General features: G+C 61.2%; 14 protein-coding genes and 4 tRNA genes. 10 read left to right on the top strand and 8 right to left on the bottom strand.

The features are described from left to right. Positions 1-72 precede the first annotated feature (72 nt). The 5 genes from BLS87_RS15990 to BLS87_RS15970 form a co-directional block, all read right to left on the bottom strand. Positions 73-744 carry an amino acid ABC transporter permease gene (locus BLS87_RS15990; RefSeq protein ID WP_074753450.1) on the bottom strand — a complete coding sequence of 224 codons (672 nt, stop codon included), beginning with the start codon at positions 742-744 and terminating at the stop codon, positions 73-75. Then, on the bottom strand, positions 741-1400 hold the full coding sequence (locus BLS87_RS15985) for an amino acid ABC transporter permease (RefSeq protein ID WP_074753449.1): 660 nt from the start codon (positions 1398-1400) through the stop codon (positions 741-743). The genes BLS87_RS15990 and BLS87_RS15985 overlap by 4 nt, the downstream gene beginning before the upstream one ends. An 80-nt stretch (positions 1401-1480) precedes the next feature. Further along, positions 1481-2347 carry a transporter substrate-binding domain-containing protein gene (locus BLS87_RS15980; RefSeq protein ID WP_208605170.1) on the bottom strand — a complete coding sequence of 289 codons (867 nt, stop codon included), beginning with the start codon at positions 2345-2347 and terminating at the stop codon, positions 1481-1483. Between the two features lie 105 nt (positions 2348-2452). Next, positions 2453-3829, bottom strand: coding sequence for an FAD-binding oxidoreductase (locus tag BLS87_RS15975; RefSeq protein ID WP_074753448.1), 1377 nt, complete (start codon positions 3827-3829; stop codon positions 2453-2455). A 1-nt stretch (position 3830) separates the two neighbouring features. Beyond that, a complete protein-coding gene (locus BLS87_RS15970) occupies positions 3831-5021 on the bottom strand; it encodes an alpha-hydroxy acid oxidase (protein ID WP_074753447.1) in 1191 nt (396 codons plus the stop codon). 387 nt (positions 5022-5408) lie between these two features. On the opposite strand from BLS87_RS15970, the gene BLS87_RS15965 reads away from it, so the two are divergent. Continuing rightward, a complete protein-coding gene (locus BLS87_RS15965) occupies positions 5409-6374 on the top strand; it encodes an isopenicillin N synthase family dioxygenase (protein ID WP_074753446.1) in 966 nt (321 codons plus the stop codon). A gap of 208 nt (positions 6375-6582) precedes the next feature. Here the strand turns inward: BLS87_RS15965 and BLS87_RS15960 are convergent, their stop codons facing one another. After that, the gene (locus BLS87_RS15960; protein ID WP_074753445.1) at positions 6583-7779 is read right to left on the bottom strand and encodes an amino acid aminotransferase; all 1197 of its coding nucleotides are present in this window, start codon (positions 7777-7779) and stop codon (positions 6583-6585) included. A 340-nt stretch (positions 7780-8119) separates the two neighbouring features. Between BLS87_RS15960 and uvrB the strand changes: the two genes are divergently transcribed. Further along, on the top strand, positions 8120-10135 hold the full coding sequence (uvrB, locus tag BLS87_RS15955; RefSeq protein ID WP_074753444.1) for an excinuclease ABC subunit UvrB: 2016 nt from the start codon (positions 8120-8122) through the stop codon (positions 10133-10135). A gap of 124 nt (positions 10136-10259) precedes the next feature. Here uvrB and BLS87_RS15950 read toward each other — a convergent pair whose 3' ends face one another. Both BLS87_RS15950 and BLS87_RS15945 read right to left on the bottom strand, forming a co-directional pair. Further along, positions 10260-11810 (bottom strand): MDR family MFS transporter, encoded by a 1551-nt coding sequence (locus BLS87_RS15950; RefSeq protein WP_074753443.1) that lies wholly within the window; start codon positions 11808-11810, stop codon positions 10260-10262. Continuing rightward, positions 11800-12858 carry an HlyD family secretion protein gene (locus tag BLS87_RS15945; protein ID WP_074753442.1) on the bottom strand — a complete coding sequence of 353 codons (1059 nt, stop codon included), beginning with the start codon at positions 12856-12858 and terminating at the stop codon, positions 11800-11802. Before BLS87_RS15945 ends, BLS87_RS15950 begins: the two co-directional genes overlap by 11 nt. Before the next feature lie 253 nt (positions 12859-13111). Between BLS87_RS15945 and gltX the strand changes: the two genes are divergently transcribed. The 8 genes from gltX to BLS87_RS15905 all read left to right on the top strand — a co-directional run bounded on the left by gltX (position 13112) and on the right by BLS87_RS15905 (position 17601). Next, positions 13112-14593, top strand: a complete 1482-nt coding sequence (gene gltX / locus BLS87_RS15940) for a glutamate--tRNA ligase (RefSeq protein ID WP_074753441.1) — start codon at positions 13112-13114, stop codon at positions 14591-14593. Between the two features lie 223 nt (positions 14594-14816). Beyond that, a tRNA-Ala gene (locus BLS87_RS15935) sits at positions 14817-14892 on the top strand. Between the two features lie 88 nt (positions 14893-14980). Then, positions 14981-15056 (top strand) — tRNA-Glu (locus BLS87_RS15930). A gap of 51 nt (positions 15057-15107) precedes the next feature. Continuing rightward, positions 15108-15183 (top strand) — tRNA-Ala (locus BLS87_RS15925). 54 nt (positions 15184-15237) lie between these two features. Continuing rightward, positions 15238-15313, top strand: a tRNA-Glu gene (locus tag BLS87_RS15920). Positions 15314-15502: 189 nt separating this feature from the next. Further along, positions 15503-16042 carry a TetR/AcrR family transcriptional regulator gene (locus BLS87_RS15915; protein WP_074753440.1) on the top strand — a complete coding sequence of 180 codons (540 nt, stop codon included), beginning with the start codon at positions 15503-15505 and terminating at the stop codon, positions 16040-16042. A gap of 83 nt (positions 16043-16125) precedes the next feature. After that, positions 16126-16566 (top strand): acyl-CoA thioesterase, encoded by a 441-nt coding sequence (locus BLS87_RS15910; protein ID WP_074753439.1) that lies wholly within the window; start codon positions 16126-16128, stop codon positions 16564-16566. A gap of 75 nt (positions 16567-16641) precedes the next feature. Further along, complete coding sequence (locus BLS87_RS15905) at positions 16642-17601, top strand: tRNA dihydrouridine synthase (protein ID WP_074753438.1); 960 nt, start codon at positions 16642-16644, stop codon at positions 17599-17601. Positions 17602-17710: the final 109 nt, after the last annotated feature.

The raw sequence follows: 17710 nt of genomic DNA, 5'->3' as shown, positions 1-17710 counted from the left end.
ACCTTGTTTCTCGCGTGTGCTGGCGGACGCGGCACCGCTGGGTATCAGGAAGCTGTTCATGGGAGGGCTTCCTTATCGTGGTTGTTTGTTCATGAAGCGGCCCACACGGGTTTCCAGGAGCATGCCCAGTCGCGAGCAGGCCTCCACCAGAATCAGATAGCCGATGCACAACATCAGCAGGGTCTCGACGAAGGCAAAGGTCTCCGAGCCGATGCCGGTCAGGACCATCGTGAGTTCCGGGATGGTGATGATCGACAGCACGGCGGTTTCCTTGCACAGCACAGTGATCATGTTCACCAGCGCCGGAAGGATGATCACCAGCATTTGCGGCACTTGAATCCGCCAGATGCATTGCAGGCGGGTGATGCCCAGGCAATCTGCCGCTTCCAGCTGACCCCGGGCCACCGACTCGAACCCGGAGCGAAAGATCTCGGCGAAATACACGCTGCCGTAAACGCCCAGCCCCAGGATGCCGGCGGGAATCGGATCAAGGCTCAGCCCGAAGGAAGGCCCGCCGTAATACACCAGGAACAGTTGCACCAGAAACGGCGTGCTGCGAATCAGCTCGATGAACACCCGCAGTGGCGCCCGCACGAAGCGGTTGCCAAACACCTGAGCCACGGCAATCAGCATGCCCAGCGCAATACCGAGCACCACGCCGCTGCTCCAGGTGCCGAGTGTGACCAGAAAGCCCGAGCCGATGTCGCCCAGGTGGTCGGTGATTATTTTCGGGTCGAAGATCATGCCGTCTGCTCCTTCAGCCGACGTTCAAGCAGGCTGCCGCAGTAGGCGAGCGGAATGTTGATCAGGCAGTAGAATCCCGCGAGCATCAGGTAATCCTGAACGAACATGTAGTCGCTGGCGGCGAGGTTCTGCGCGGTGCGGGTCAGGTCGGCCAGGCCGACGACCGACACCAGCGACGAGGCCTTGATCAACAGGATCATTTCGTTGACCAGCGCAGGCAGGGTCAGGCGCACAGCCTGGGGCACGCGGATGCGGATCAGCATCTGGCTCGCGCTCAGGCCCAGCAAACCGGCCGCTTCCAGCTGGCCGCCAGGGATGGCAAGAAAACCACCGCGCATGATTTCGGCGATGTAGGCGCCGGCCGCCAGCGACAGGCCAATGACCGCCGCCACGGTGGGCGAGACATTGGGCAGGCCGATACGCGGCAGGAAGTAATAGATGAACAGCAGTTGCACCAGCAGCGGGATGCCACGGAACACGAAAATGTAGGCCCCGCCCAGACGGCGCAACAGGGGAATCGGCGACAGCCGCAGGCTGCCGACCATGATGCCGATGACAAACCCGATCGCCAGCGCGGCGATGGAAACCTGCAACGTCACCCACAGGGCGCCGAGCAATAAAGGTGCGTTCTGCTGCAGCAAGGGCCAATCGAACACGGTGTGACTCCAGCGTATAAATCAGATGCCTGACGCCGAACCCTGTAGGAGCGCGCTCCTACAGGGGAGCTTCGCCGGTATTACCAAGTCGGCTCAAAATCACCCTTTGGCACATCCATTTCCGCGCCCAGCCATTTCTTCTGCAATGCCGCCAGACGGCCGTCCGCGTGCATCTTGTTCACCGCAGCATCCAGCGCGGCGATCAGGCTGTCGGCGTCGGCATCCTTGCGGCCCAGGTAGGCGAAGTAGGATTTCTTGCCGAACGGCGGTTGCACCACTTTGTACAGATTGGCTTTCTGCGCCGCGACGTAGGAAATGTTGGGCAACGAGTTGGCCACGGCGACGATGCGTTTGGCCGCCAGGTCGGCGTAGGCCTGGTTGTTGTCGACGTATTCGCGAATGGTGACCTTCTCCGGCAGCGTTGCAGCGAAGGTTTTCAGCTCTTCCAGTTGCGCGGAACCTTTACCGGCACCCACGGTTTTACCCGCGATGTCCTCGGGCTTCTTGATGCTGTCGTCCTTGGCGCCGACCATCAGCGCCACGGTGGCTTCGGCGATTGGCGAGACAAAGTGATAACGCTCTTTGCGGGCTTTGGTGACGATGATCGGGCCGGCGACCACGTCGAATTTCTTCGCCTCAAGGCCTGGCAGCACGCTTGGCCATGGCAGGTCGAGGAACTTGATCTTGACCCCCAGTTCCTTGCCCAGCGCTTCGAACAGCTCGGCGTTCAGGCCTTTCTGTTTGCCCGCGTCGAGAAAGTCGAACGGGGCGAATTGCATCTCGGTACCGACCACCAGTTCACCGGCTTTCTTCACGTCGGCCAGTTGGTCGGCGTGAGCGGCCAGCGGCATTACCCCCACAGAGAAAGCCGCCAACATGGCCGCGATGCTCAGGCTTTTGAACGTCTTACTGAACACTTTCGTATCAACGCAGGAATCGAGTTGCATGGGGTAACTCCTTCAGGTGCAGTGTTGTCGTCGTTATGTGGGGCAGAAGTGGTAGCTCGTGCTGCAGTTAGCGTGCCATACCGGTATATACAACCACCGAAGCCTTCAACCGAAGATTTTCCCCGGATTCAGAATGCCCTTGGGGTCAAAGCTGCGCTTGAGCCCGGCCATCGCCTCTAAAGCTTCTTCGCTGACCGAATGATGAAGAAACTCGCGCTTGAGCAGGCCGATGCCGTGTTCAGCAGAAACGGCGCCACCCAGCTCGCCCACCGCGCTGTACACCAGTTCTTCGATTTCGTAGACGGGCGCAGGTTGCGGCAGCGAGTTGCAGTCCACGGTCAGGTGCAGATTGCTGTCACCGATGTGGCCGAAATACACGTTGTGGTTACCGGGCCAGCGCTCATCCAGGCGTTGGCGGCACAGGTCGGCGAAGTCGCCGATCTGACCGATCGGCAGGCTGATGTCGAAATTCAAAGGCGCCAGACGCACCGGGAATTCGCCGGTGGCTTCGCGGATCTTCCACAGGCTGCGGGCCTGGGTCTGTGAGGTGGCGAGGATCGCATCGACCACTTCGCCCGCCTCGATGGCCGCTTCCAGCGTCTGCTCCAGCACCTCACTGGTCGCCGAGGATTCCAGCAGCACGTACAGGGGATGATGGTCGGGCATCGGCGCCACCGGGGTTTCCAGCCACGACACGCCCATGCGGAAGAAGTCCTGCCACATCAACTCATACGCCTGCGGCGTGCCAGCGTTGCGCTGGAGGCGCCGCAACAAGGCGACCGCGCTGGCGTAATCGGGCAGGGCGCAGAGCAGGGTGGTGGACTCGCCCGGCTGAGGGGCCATCTTCAGCACCGCACGGGTAATCACCCCAAGGGTGCCTTCGCTGCCGATGAAGCACTGTTTTAGGTCATAGCCGCAGTTGTTCTTGATCATCTTGTTCATCAGGTTCAACACGCGACCGTCGGCAAGCACCACTTCCAGACCCAGCACAAGGTCGCGGGTCATGCCATAACGGATCACCGCATTGCCGCCCGCGTTGGTCGCAATGTTGCCGCCGATCTGACAGGAGCCGCGAGCGCCCAGGTCCAGCGGAAACAGGTAACCGGCATCGGCAACCGCCTGCTGGATCTCCTGCAGGGTGGTGCCTGCCCTCACGGTGACGGTCGCGGCCGCCGCGTCGATTTCTTCGATGCCGCGCAGGCGGTCCAGCGACAGCGCGATGTCGCTGGCGCGGGGCACCGCTCCGCCTGCCAGGCCAGTCATGCCACCTTGCGGCACGACGGGTTGTCCGGCCGCGTTGCAGATGCGCAGGGCGACTGACACCTGTTCAGTGTCTTTGGGCAGCAGCAGCGCAGCCGGGCAGGTCGGCGCGTGGCGGGTCCAGTCGCTGTAGTGACGCTGGCTGATGGCATCGCCGGTCAGCACCTGCGCATCGCCCAAGGCTTCGCGTAACCGGGTGAGGGTCTGTTGCAGGTCGCTCATGTCATCCACTCACGGTAAAGGTCGCGTCAGGCTTGCGGCTGGCGCTCAATTGATTCAGGTCTGGTTGACCGAGCAAGGTCAGGGCCAGCCGCAGTTCGTTCGCCAGCAAGTCCAGCGCATGGCCGGCGCCGGCCTGACCGCCCACGGCCACGCCGTAGAGGGTTGCGCGGCCCAGCAATACGGCGTCCGCACCCAGCGCGCACGCCTTCAGAATATCGGTGCCGCGTCGAATGCCGCTGTCGAGCAGGATGCTGAGCTTGCCTTTGGCAACATCAGCGATGGCGGGCAGGCAATCGAGCGTGGCAGGGACGCCATCCAGTTGCCGACCGCCATGATTGGTGACGACGATGCCGTCCAGCCCGAGCTTCACGGCCTGCTCGGCGTCTTGCGGGTGCATCACGCCCTTGAGCAGCAAGCGGTGGGGCCACCGCTCACGCAATCGGGCAAGGAAATCCCAGCTCAACTGCTTCTCCATCTTTTCACCGATGAAGTGCGCGGCCCCGGCGGCATTGCGCTGGTGGGCCGGCAGGTAGCGGTCGAGGTTGGCCATGCTCGGCATGCCGTGCGGCCAAAGCGCCTGTTTGATCCAGCGCGGGTGGCGCAGGACGTCGAACTTGTTGCGCAGGCTCAGTTGGCGCGGTCGCGCGAAATTGCGCTTGTCCCACTCGCGGTTGCCCAGCAGCACGGCATCGGTGGTCAGCAGCAAGGTCTTGCAACCCACCGCTTCGGCGCGCTGCAGCAAGTCCTCCTGCACCGCAGGGTCGCTCATGCTGTACAGCTGAAACCACAGGTTGACGTTGGGCACGGCAGCGACGATCGCTTCCATTGAGGTGGTCGAAACGGTGCTGAGGGAAAAGGGCAGGCCGCGCGCGGTCGCTGCGCGGGCAAGATGAATGTCGGCGTCGCGGTGCAGCATGCCGTTGTAGCCCGTCGGTGCGATGGCCATCGGCAGTGCCAGTTGTCGCTCGAACAGCGTGCGGCGTGTGTCGGGGGTCTGCCAGGGAATCAGTGTCCTGGGCAGCAGGCTCACGTCGGCGAACGCCTGGCGATTGCGCGCCAGCGTCAGTTCTTCTTCGGCGCCACCTTCCAGGTACTCCCAGGCGAAATGCGGCAAACGCCGACGGGCCATGTGAGCCAGTTCGGCAATACTGTGCGCGCGGAGAAAATCGGTACCGGCGTGATAGCGACGCATGACAATCCTTGGGCGAGCTGTATAGACAGCTTAGGCAAGATGCAGGCCAGTTCAGCGCAGGAACCTGGCGCTTGGGCTGCCATCACCGCCGTAGGAACAGTGCTTGGAACGATGTCACCAAAAGTTGCACTGACAAAGGCCTGCCTGCCCGGTACTGGGGCGTGTGGGAACTGTCTTGATTTGCACACCGAACTTTGTGGGAGCTGCCGGAGGTTACGACGGTGGCGAAAGCGTCCTGTCTGACACGCCTCACACCACGCATTCGCCACCGTCGTAACCTCCGGCAGCTCCCACAGGACCAAGGGGGTGCTGCAGGACAGTGTTGGGCACACTAAATGCTTCACCTGTCTATACAGCTTGTCCGATCCTCAACCGACAGGAGCTCGCATGACCGCTCACACCCATCTCCCTCTGATCGACATGGCCGGTGTTCGCGAGGGCGACCCGGCGGCGGTCGCCCGTGCCGGGGAGGCGATTCGCAAGGCCTGCGGCGAAACCGGGTTTTTCTACATCATCAACCACGGCGTGCCGCAGCCCGTGATCGACACTGCCATGGCGGCGGCGAAAACCTTCTTTGCCTACCCGGCGGACGTGAAGCGTCAGGTGGCGGTGAACAAACGTCACCGTGGCTGGCATGCCCTCGGCGGTGCGCTGATGTATGAAGCCACCAAGCCGGACTTCAAGGAGTTCTTCAGCATGGGGCTGGAGCTGCCGGAATACGATCCCTGTGTGCTGGCGGGTGAGGCCTTGCGTGGGCCGAATCAGTGGCCGGATTTCATGCCGGAGTTGCGCATGGCGCTGGAGGCCTATTACGAAGAAATCGGCCTGGCCGGCGCCGACCTGCTCAAAGCGGTTGCGGTAGGGCTGGGCATCGAGCCTGGTTTCTTTGAGCCGAAATACGGCAAGCGCTTGCAGCGCACGCAGATGGTGTATTACCCGCCGCATCCGCCGATGGCCGAGACCGATCAGTTCGGCGTTGCGCCGCATACGGATTACGGTTGCATCACGTTGCTGTATCAGGACAACAGCGGCGGTTTGCAGGTCCGTGAACTGGGCAGCAACCGCTGGATTGACGCCACGCCCGTCGAGGGCAGTCTGGTGGTCAATGTCGGGGATTTGCTGGCGCGCTGGTCGAATGATCGCTTTCGCTCGACGTTGCATCGGGTGATCAACAAATCCGGGCATGAGCGGTATTCCATCGCCACGTTCTACGACCCCACCTACGGCGCCATGGTTGACCCCTGTGATCTGGGGATCGATGCGGCGACCAGCCTGTATCCGCCGGTGGCGGCGGGGGATTACATCCTCAAGCGGATTGATGACTCGATGGCGTATCGCAAGAAGGCGCAGTGAGTAAGGGCATGAGCCTATGCAGTTGCTTGGATGAACGCGGGTAAATGTAGGAGCGCGCTTGCCCGCGATGGCGATATGTCTGTGAAAGGCAGGTTGCCTGAAACTCCGCTTTCGCGGGCAAGCGCGCTCCTACAGTGTTTTGCGTCAGGCATAAAAAAGGGGAAGCAGACACCGATCTGCTTCCCCTCATGCAGCTTGCAGCTGCTCGTTAAATAACCGCCAGAATCGCTTTGGTCACCGCTTCAATGTTGCGCGTGTTCAACGCCGCCACACAGATCCGGCCGGTGTCCAGCGCGTAGATCCCGAACTCGTTGCGCAGGCGATGCACCTGCTCGGTGGTCAGGCCCGAGTAGGAGAACATCCCACGCTGACGCGCCACGAAGCTGAAGTCCTGACCGGCCGCGTTGTTCGCCAGGCGGTTCGTCATTTCTTCACGCATGGCACGAATGCGCAAACGCATTTCGGCCAGTTCGTCTTCCCACTTCTGACGCAACTCAGGGCTGTTCAGCACCGCGGCGACGATGGTTGCGCCATGGGTCGGCGGGTTCGAGTAGTTGGTGCGGATCACACGCTTGACCTGGGACAGGACACGCGCGGTTTCTTCTTTGGAGTCGGTGACGATCGACAGCGCGCCCACACGCTCGCCATACAGCGAGAACGACTTGGAGAACGAGCTGGAGGCGAAGAAGGTCAGGCCCGATTCAGCGAACAGACGCACGGCGGCGGCGTCTTCGTCGATGCCGTCGCCAAAGCCCTGATACGCCATGTCGAGGAACGGCACGTGGCCTTTGGTTTTCAGCACCTCAAGGACTTTTTTCCAGTCGTCCAGGGTCAGGTCAACGCCGGTCGGGTTGTGGCAGCACGCGTGCAGGACGACGATCGAGCCGGCTGGCAGGTTCTGCAGGTCTTCCAGCATGCCCGCGCGGTTCACGTCGTGGGTGGCGGCGTCGTAGTAACGATAATTCTGCACCGGGAAACCGGCAGTTTCGAACAGGGCGCGGTGGTTTTCCCAGCTCGGGTCGCTGATCGCCACAACGGCGTCTGGCGACAGCTGCTTGAGGAAGTCAGCACCGATTTTCAGGGCGCCGGTGCCGCCGACGGCCTGCACGGTCATCACGCGGCCGGAAGCCAGCAACGGCGACTCGGCACCGAACAGCAGGGTTTGAACGGCTTTGTCATAGGCGGCGATGCCATCAATCGGCAAGTAACCGCGGGGGACGTGTTGAGCGACGCGAATGTCCTCTGCTTCGGCAACGGCACGCAGCAGCGGAATTTTCCCTTCTTCGTTGCTGTAGACGCCTACACCCAGGTTGACCTTGGTGGTACGGGTATCGGCGTTGAATGCTTCGTTGAGGCCCAGGATAGGATCGCGTGGTGCCATTTCGACAGCGGAAAACAGGCTCATTTTTGCGGCGGCTCTGAATGGGGAGTGAATGGGTCGCATCGCTCCGGCCGAATGCACTAGAGCGGTGCACAAACGGGGAGTCAGTATAGAGAGCATCGCGAGCGGGGGCGACAGGTCGGGACTGGTTTTTTCCGGGTTTTTCCGATTATTTTCGACCATTAGTCATGTCACGCTGACTAATGTCCTGAGGACGGCTTGAAAGCTGGCGCTATGGCCACCATTTGTAGTCCCATCATTCTTTTCTTCGTACGTCTTTTCCTTTGACGGGATCAGTCGTCCGCGCTCATTACGCCCTGGCCCGGAAGTCTCGTTCGGGCGAGAGCGAACACAGAGGTAGGTTATGTCCGAGTTTCAGCTCGTTACCCGTTTTGAGCCGGCCGGTGATCAACCGACGGCGATCCGCCAACTGGTCGAGGGCATCGATGCAGGGCTGTCGCACCAGACCCTGCTGGGGGTGACCGGTTCGGGCAAGACCTTCAGCATTGCCAACGTCATCCAGCAGGTGCAGCGCCCGACCCTGGTGCTGGCGCCGAACAAGACGCTGGCGGCTCAGTTGTATGGCGAATTCAAGGCCTTCTTCCCCAACAATGCCGTTGAATACTTCGTGTCCTACTACGACTACTACCAGCCGGAAGCCTATGTGCCGTCGTCCGACACCTTCATCGAGAAGGACGCGTCGATCAACGACCACATCGAGCAGATGCGGTTGTCGGCCACCAAGGCGTTGCTGGAGCGCAAGGACGCCATCATCGTCACGACGGTGTCGTGCATCTACGGTCTGGGCAGCCCGGAAACCTACCTGCGCATGGTGCTGCACGTCGACCGTGGCGACAAACTCGACCAGCGCGCCTTGCTGCGCCGTCTGGCTGACCTGCAATACACCCGCAACGACATGGATTTTGCCCGTGCCACCTTCCGCGTGCGCGGTGACGTGATCGACATCTTTCCGGCGGAATCAGACCTGGAAGCCATTCGCATCGAGCTGTTCGACGACGAAGTCGAAAGCCTGTCGGCCTTCGACCCGTTGACCGGCGAAGTCATCCGCAAGCTGCCGCGCTTTACCTTCTACCCGAAGAGCCACTACGTCACGCCACGGGAAACCCTGCTGGACGCGATGGAAGGGATCAAAGTCGAGTTGCAGGAGCGCCTGGAGTACCTGCGCGGTGCCAACAAACTGGTGGAAGCGCAACGTCTGGAGCAACGCACCCGGTTCGACCTGGAGATGATCCTTGAGCTGGGCTACTGCAACGGCATCGAAAACTACTCGCGCTACCTGTCGGGCCGTCCGGCCGGTGCGCCGCCGCCCACGCTCTACGACTACCTGCCGCCGGATGCCTTGCTGGTGATCGACGAGTCCCACGTCAGCGTGCCGCAGGTCGGCGCCATGTATAAGGGTGACCGCTCGCGTAAGGAAACGCTGGTGGAATACGGCTTCCGTCTGCCGTCGGCACTGGACAACCGGCCGATGCGTTTCGATGAATGGGAAAGCGTCAGCCCGCAGACGATTTTCGTGTCCGCAACACCGGGCCCGTACGAAGGGGAGCACGCCGGGCGAGTGGTCGAGCAAGTGGTGCGTCCGACCGGCCTGGTGGACCCGCAAATCGAGATTCGTCCGGCCCTGACCCAGGTGGACGATCTGCTGTCAGAGATCCACAAACGCGTGGCGCTTGAAGAGCGGGTGCTGGTCACCACGCTGACCAAACGCATGTCCGAGGACCTCACCGACTACCTGGCCGACCACGGCGTGCGGGTGCGCTACCTGCACTCGGACATCGACACCGTTGAACGCGTCGAGATTATCCGTGACCTTCGTCTGGGCACCTTCGATGTGCTGGTGGGGATCAACCTGCTGCGCGAAGGCCTGGACATGCCGGAAGTGTCCCTCGTGGCGATTCTCGACGCCGACAAGGAAGGCTTCCTGCGTTCCGAGCGTTCGCTGATCCAGACCATTGGCCGCGCGGCGCGTAACCTCAACGGGCGGGCGATCCTGTACGCCGACCGCATCACCGGCTCGATGGAGCGGGCGATTGGCGAAACCGAACGCCGGCGTGACAAGCAGATCGCCTTCAACCTGGAAAACGGCATCACCCCCAAAGGCGTGATCAAGGACGTCACCGACATCATGGAAGGCGCCACCGTGCCCGGCTCGCGCAGCAAGAAGCGCAAGGGCATGGCCAAAGCCGCCGAAGAGAACGCCAAGTACGAAGCCGAACTGCGTTCGCCGAGCGAGATCACCAAGCGAATTCGTCAACTGGAAGAGAAGATGTACCAGCTGGCCCGCGACCTGGAGTTCGAAGCGGCGGCACAGATGCGCGACGAGATCACCAAGCTTCGCGAGCGGTTGCTGGCGGTTTGATCGCAGGCTGAGCAAACGGGGACTTTCGGTGGGAGCGAATTCATTCGCGATGGTTGTACAGGCGATGCACCTCTGGCGCCTGATCAATTTTTCGCGAATGAATTCGCCCCTACAGGGAAAAACCTTAATGCGCCGCACCGCCCTTGACTCCCGATGGCAGCTTCTTGGTCAACAACACCGCCACCATGCTGATCCCCAGCGCGATCCCGACAAAATGAAACGCATCGTTGTAGGCCATGATCGCCGCCTGCTGGTGGGCGATTTCGCTGAGCTTGCCCAGCGCTGCCGTCTCGTTGCCCAATCGGTCCGTGAGCTGTGCCATGCGTTCGGCGACTTGCGGGTTGGCGGGGGAGATGGACTCTCGCAAGTAGTCGAAGTAGGTCTTGGTCCGGGCATCCAGCAGGGTCGCCAGCAAGGCAATGCCGATGGCGCCCCCGAGATTACGCAGAATATTGAACAGGCTCGACGCCGACCCGGCGTCCTGTGGCTGAATGAACGCCGTGGCAATCAGCGAGATGGTCACCATGATCAGCGGCTGACCCAGCGCTCGAACGATCTGGATCTGATTGAATTGCGGCCCGGCGAAATCCGGGTTGAGCACGCCCGATGAAAAGCTCGCGATCCCGAACAGGCCAAAACCCAGGGTGCACAGCACTTTCGGCGAAATGATCTTCATCAGTTGCGGCACAAGCGGAATCAGAAACAGCTGGGGGATGCCCATCCACATGATCACTTCGCCAATCTGTTGCGCGTTGTAACCCTGTATCTGTGCCAGGTACAGCGGCAGCAGATAGATCGAACCGTACAGCCCAACGCCCATCCCGACACTGGAAATGCTCGACAGCCCGAAATTGCGGTTGCCGAGGATGCCCAGGTTGATCAGCGGTTTGGGTTTGGAGAACTGGATGATCACGAAGGTAATCAGGCTGATCAAGGCGATGCTGCCCAGGCTGACGATGAGGTTCGATTCCAGCCAGTCCTTGCGATGACCTTCTTCAAGAAACACCTGCAGACAGCCCAGCCCGACGCCGAGGGTAACAATGCCGGCGTAGTCGGTGCTCTTGAGCAACTCCCAGTGCGGCGCTTTCTTTTCGAGCCCGTAGAGCAGCCCGGCGATCATCACCAGTCCTGGCGGGATGTTGATGTAGAAAATGTATTCCCAACCGAAGTTTTCCGTCAGCCACCCGCCGAGGGTGGGGCCGATGGAGGGCGCGAAGGTGGCGGTCATGGCGAACAGCGCCATGCCTTTTGCGCGATGGTGTTCGGGGAGTTTGATCAGCGTCAGGGTGAATGCCAGCGGGATCAGCGCGCCGCCGGTGAAGCCCTGCATGGCGCGGAACACGATCATGCTCTCCAGGCTCCAGGCCATCGAGCAGAGCAGGGACGAGACCAGGAACCCCAGCGACACCCACACCGCCAGACGCCGTGCCGAGAGCAACTGCACCAGCCAGGCGGTGAGCGGGATCATGATGATTTCGGCCACCAGATAAGAGGTGGAAATCCACGAGCCTTCTTCGAGGGTCGCCGACAACGCGCCCTGAATGTCCTTGAGCGACGAGTTGGTGATCTGGATATCCAGCACCGCCATGAAGGCGCCGAGCATCACGCTCATCACTGCGATCCAGTCGCGCCGGCTCGGCTCGCCGACCGGGCGGATCAGCTCGTCACCGGCCACTGTGCGCGTCGTCGCCAGCGTGCTTGATATTGACCGAAACCGTCACCGACATCCCCGGCCGGATCTTGCCGTGCAGGGGATTGTCGGGGGCGAAGGTCAGTTTCACCGGAATGCGCTGCACGACCTTGGTGAAGTTGCCGGTGGCGTTGTCCGGCGGCAGCAGGCTGAACTGCGCACCGGACGCGGCGAACAGGCTGTTGACCTGCCCCTTGATCGGCGTGCCGGGAAAACTGTCGAACGTCAGCTCGGCGGGCTGTCCGATCTCCATGTGCTCGATCTGGGTTTCCTTGAAGTTGGCCTGCACCCAGATGTCTTCATCGGGCACGATGGACAGCAGGTACGCACCCGCCTGCACGTACTGACCGTTGCGCGCCGCCCGCTGGCCGACCAGCCCGCTGATCGGCGAGTGGATCTCCGTGCGCTGCATATTGATCTCGGCCTGCGCCAGGTCCGCGCGGGCGTTGGCGATTTGCGCGTCGAGGCGCTTGATCTCTGCATTCAGCGCATTAACCTGCTGACGCTGGCTCTGCGCGTCGGCCTGGGCTTTGGTGACCTGCGAGCGGGCGACGTTGCTGTCGGCGGTCATGGTGGTGACTTGCGCTTCCGAGACGAAGCCCGGCGTGCGCAGCTTTTGCAGACGCGCCAGGTCGAGTTGCGTACGGCCAAGGGTCGCTTGATTGGCTTGTACCTGCGCGTCGCTGGCCGCGATCAGGCTCGATTGCTGGGTCAGCTTGCTTTGTGCCTGCAAACGTTCGGCTTCACGCGTGGCGAGGGTGGCCTGCGCGCGGTCGATCGCCAGACGGAAGTCATCGGGTTCCAGCCGCACCAGCAACTGACCTTTTTCGACGTGCTGGTTGTCCTGCACCCGCACGTCGCTGACCCGCGCGGCCAACTGGCTGGACACCCGGGTGATCTCACCCTGCACGTAGGCGTTATCGGTGGTTTCGTAAAAACGTCCTTTTAAATACCACTGGGCGAAGAAGGCGAGGGCGATCAACAGGACCACCCCGAAAAAGATGAACAGGCGGCGTTTCAGTTGGGCAGGCATGGTTATTCTGATTATTGGAAAGTCAGGAAATGATCAGCAACAAATTATCAGCAAAGAAGGTCTGGCACCTAGCCATCGTTGAAATAATGACTGGAAGTGATAATCCGGTATTCATTTATGGCGCGGGGTGAGGGACGGGCTACGCTGAGTTCCCACCTGTGCGAATCTGCCCCGTGATCCGGTTCCGGCGCTGGAGCCGCGAGGGCTGCGCCTGTTAAGATTCGCGGCTTGTTCGACCTATTCGGAATTTTCCATGACCACCGTTCGTACCCGCATCGCGCCATCGCCTACCGGCGACCCCCACGTTGGCACGGCTTACATCGCACTCTTCAACTATTGCTTTGCCAAGCAACACGGCGGCGAGTTCATCCTGCGCATTGAAGACACCGATCAGCTGCGCTCGACCCGCGAGTCCGAACAACAGATTTTCGATGCCCTGCGCTGGCTCGGTATCGAATGGAGCGAAGGCCCGGACGTCGGCGGCCCGCACGGCCCATACCGTCAAAGCGAGCGTGGCGACATCTACAAGCAGTACACCCAGCAACTGGTCGACGCCGGTCATGCCTTCCCGTGCTTCTGCACCGCCGAAGAGCTGGACCAGATGCGCGCCGAGCAGATGGCCCGTGGCGAAACCCCGCGTTACGACGGGCGTGCGTTGCTGTTGTCGAAGGAAGAAGTCGAGCGCCGTCTGGCCGCCGGCGAACCCCACGTGATCCGCATGAAAGTGCCGAGCGAAGGCGTGTGCGTCGTGCCGGACATCCTGCGCGGTGAAGTCGAAATCCCATGGGACCGCATGGACATGCAGGTCCTGATGAAGACCGACGGTCTGCCGACCTACTTCCTGGCGAACGTCGTCGACGACCACCTGATGGGCATCACCCACGTGCTGCGCGGCGAAGAGTGGCTGCCGTCGGCCCCGAAACTGATTCTGCTTTACGAGTACTTCGGCTGGGAAAAACCGGCGTTGTGCTACATGCCGCTGCTGCGTAACCCGGACAAAAGCAAACTGTCCAAACGCAAGAACCCGACCTCCGTCACGTTCTATGAGCGCATGGGCTTCATGCCCGAAGCGATGCTCAACTACCTGGGCCGGATGGGCTGGTCGATGCCGGACGAGCGCGAGAAGTTCTCGTTGCAGGAAATGGTCGACAACTTTGACCTGAACCGCGTCTCGCTGGGCGGTCCGATCTTCGACATCGAGAAACTGTCCTGGCTCAACGGCCAGTGGCTGCGTGAGTTGCCGGTCGAAGAGTTCGCCGCACGTGTTCAGAAGTGGGCGTTCAACAGCGACTACATGATGAAGATCGCGCCGCACGTTCAGGGGCGCGTGGAAACGTTCAGTCAGGTCGCACCGCTGGGTGGTTTCTTCTTCGCAGGGGGCGTCAACCCGGACCCGAAACTGTTCGAGCACAAGAAACTGTCGCCGGAGCAGGTGCGTCAGGTGCTGCAGCTGATTCTGTGGAAGCTGGAATCCCTGCGTCAGTGGGAGAAAGACACCATTACCGGTTGCATCCAGGCCGTGGTCGAGCACCTCGAGCTGAAGCTGCGCGACGCCATGCCGCTGATGTTCGCCGCGATCACCGGCCAGGCCAATTCGGTGTCGGTGACCGATGCCATGGAAATCCTCGGTCCGGACCTGACCCGCTTCCGTCTGCGCCAGGCGCTTGACCGGCTGGGCGGCGTTTCGAAGAAAGAAAACAAAGAGTGGGAAAAGCTGCTCGGCGCCATCGGCTGAGTCATGCCCGGCCGCTGTGCGTACCCGAACACGGGCGCACGGTGGCCGAGCAACGCCCTGATTCTTCAGGGGAGGGCGGTAAGTGATTGTTATCCCGGAAAATTCTTTTGGAATTTGTTGAAAAAAAGTTTGACAGGTATGTGGGTCGCACTTAATATGCGCCCCGTCCACACGGCAACACAGAAACGCGGCGGCAACGCCAAGTGATCTGAGAGTGTAATGTGGGGCTATAGCTCAGCTGGGAGAGCGCCTGCATGGCATGCAGGAGGTCAGCGGTTCGATCCCGCTTAGCTCCACCAATTTAGAAACTTCAAGGTTGGCTACACTGCCTTGAAGTTTGTACCGCAAAAATCGGAACCAGCACCGATTCAGGTACACAAGGGTTACGTCCCCTTCGTCTAGTGGCCTAGGACACCGCCCTTTCACGGCGGTAACAGGGGTTCGAGTCCCCTAGGGGACGCCAGTTTTACCGAGTGATGCCGACAGGCTGATCTCCGTCGAGAGACGTAAATTCGGGGCTATAGCTCAGCTGGGAGAGCGCCTGCATGGCATGCAGGAGGTCAGCGGTTCGATCCCGCTTAGCTCCACCAAATTTGCCAGGGTTCGTTGATGATGTTTATAACGAACCTGACCGAAGGTTTTGCGTCCCCTTCGTCTAGTGGCCTAGGACACCGCCCTTTCACGGCGGTAACAGGGGTTCGAGTCCCCTAGGGGACGCCACGATTTCTCGCTCTGCGAGACCAAGGGTCATTCGATTATTGAATGGCCCTTTTGTTTTTCTGGGGTTTTATTTTCCCGTCCCTCCTTTGACGACCACGCTTTTGATGACCACGGATCAGTGGGTTCACATCGCGACTTGCCATCCCGCATGATGCAGATAATATTACTGCCATCATCCCGGAGGCGGACATGAACGATAAGAAAGCACAAACCCGCGAACGCATTCTCAATGCGGCCAGCGTCGCGCTGATTGCGCGCGGGCCTGTCGAGCCCAGCGTCAACGAAATCATGGGCGCGGCGGGGCTGACAGTGGGTGGTTTCTACGCGCACTTCGACAGCAAGGAAGCCTTGATGCTCGAGGCGTTCAATCAGTTGCTCAGCGAACGCCGGGACATGGTCGCGACAATAGACGACCAGCTTCCCGGCGAAGAGCGGCGCGCCTTGCTGGCGGCGTTCTATCTCTCGCGCAAACACCGCGATGCCGAAGATCACGCCTGTCCGCTGCCCACGGCGATCGGGGAGATGGCGCGTCTCTCGGATGATTTTCGCGGTGCCTTGTCTGAGCACATCGAGTTGATGGTCGCGCAACTGGCCGCCAGCCCTGAAGAAACCGACAAAACCCTGGCCGACATTGCCCTGATGCTCGGTGGTCTGGCGCTGGCGCGAGCGCTCGGCCCAAGCGAGCTGTCAGACCGCGTGCTGCGTGCCGCCAAGTCGGCCATGCAGTGAGGCGTTACTGACAGAGACGGACCCTGCTGACGTGCTTTTGGTTACACTGCCCGCGAACGAACTAACGAGGGGCAGGAACGAGCATGGTCTGGGATCTGGCAACGCCATTCGTCATCGACCTGAACGTGGGCGAGGACGACATCGATGGATTGGGGCACGCCAACAATGCGGTGTACGTCACCTGGCTTGAGCGCTGCGCGTGGCGCCATTCACAACAGTTGGGGCTCGATTTGACCGAGTACCGGCGTCTGGACCGCGCCATGGCGGTGGTCCGTCATGAAATCGACTATCTGGCCAGCGCCTATCAGGACGACGAGCTGCAACTGGCGACCTGGATCGTGGACTGGGATCAGCGCCTGAAGATGACCCGGCGTTTTCAACTCAAGCGGCCCAGTGACGGGGTGACGTTGCTGCGCGCGCAAACCACCTTCGTCTGCATCGAGCTGTCCACGGGCAAGCCCAAACGCATGCCCGCTGAGTTCATCGAAGGCTATGCGCCCGCCTTACAGACGGCAGCGTCCTGACGTCCGGCGCCTTCGGCCCGTTCCCAAGCGCGCCACCACTGCGTAAACTGCCGGACTTTTTTCGAGTGTGACCCCATGCAAATTGCTCTGGCACCCATGGAAGGCCTGGTCGACGACATTCTGCGCGATGTGCTGACCCAGGTCGGCGGCATCGACTGGTGCGTGACCGAATTCATCCGGGTGACCGAGCGTCTGTTGCCTGCGCACTATTTCCACAAGTTCGCCTCCGAACTGCTGACGGACGCCAAGACCCGCGCGGGCGTGCCGTTGCGCGTGCAGCTGCTGGGTTCAGATCCTGTGTGCCTGGCGGAAAACGCAGCCTTCGCCGCCGAACTGGGCGCCCCTGTGATTGACCTGAACTTCGGCTGCCCGGCCAAGACCGTCAACAAGTCGCGGGGTGGGGCGGTGCTGTTGAAAGAGCCTGAGCTGCTGCATTCGATCCTCAGCCATGTCCGCCGCGCCGTGCCCGCGCACATTCCGGTCACCGCCAAGATGCGCCTCGGTTACGACAGCACCGAGCCGGCGCTGGATTGCGCCCGTGCGCTGGAAGCCGGTGGCGCCGAACACATCGTCGTCCATGCCCGGACCAAGGTCGACGGTTACAAACCCCCCGCGCACTGGGAATGGATCGGCAAGATCCAGGACGTGGTGAAGATCCCGATCATCGCCAACGGTGAAATCTGGACCGTCGACGACTGGCGTCGCTGCCGTGAAATCTGCGGGGCACGGGACATCATGATCGGGCGCGGTCTGGTCGCACGTCCAGACCTGGGGCGACAAATTGCGGCGGCAGAAGCGGGGCGCGAGGTTGTCGAGATGACCTGGCAGGAACTGCAGCCGCTGCTGCGCGTGTTCTGGCAGCAGGCATTGGCGAAGATGACCCGTGTGCAGGCGCCGGGGCGTCTCAAGCAGTGGGTCGTGTTGCTGACCAAGAGCTATCCCGAAGCCGTCGTCCTGTTCGATGCCTTGCGTCGTGAAACGGACTGCGAGCGCATCAGCCAAATGCTCGGTGTTGTCGCACAGGAAGCGGCCTGAAAAAATTTTCATAGCGACTCTTGAAACAGAAGTGACTGTCCCTATCTTGGGATTACGCGATGCCGAAGTCGGGTCGCGGAGACAACCACTTGCTGATTTATCAGGAGAT

This window comes from Pseudomonas abietaniphila, assembly GCF_900100795.1.
Lineage (GTDB): Bacteria > Pseudomonadota > Gammaproteobacteria > Pseudomonadales > Pseudomonadaceae > Aquipseudomonas > Aquipseudomonas abietaniphila.
The sequence above is the reverse complement of the archived record's forward strand: the minus strand, read 5'-3'. Positions and strand labels throughout refer to the sequence as shown.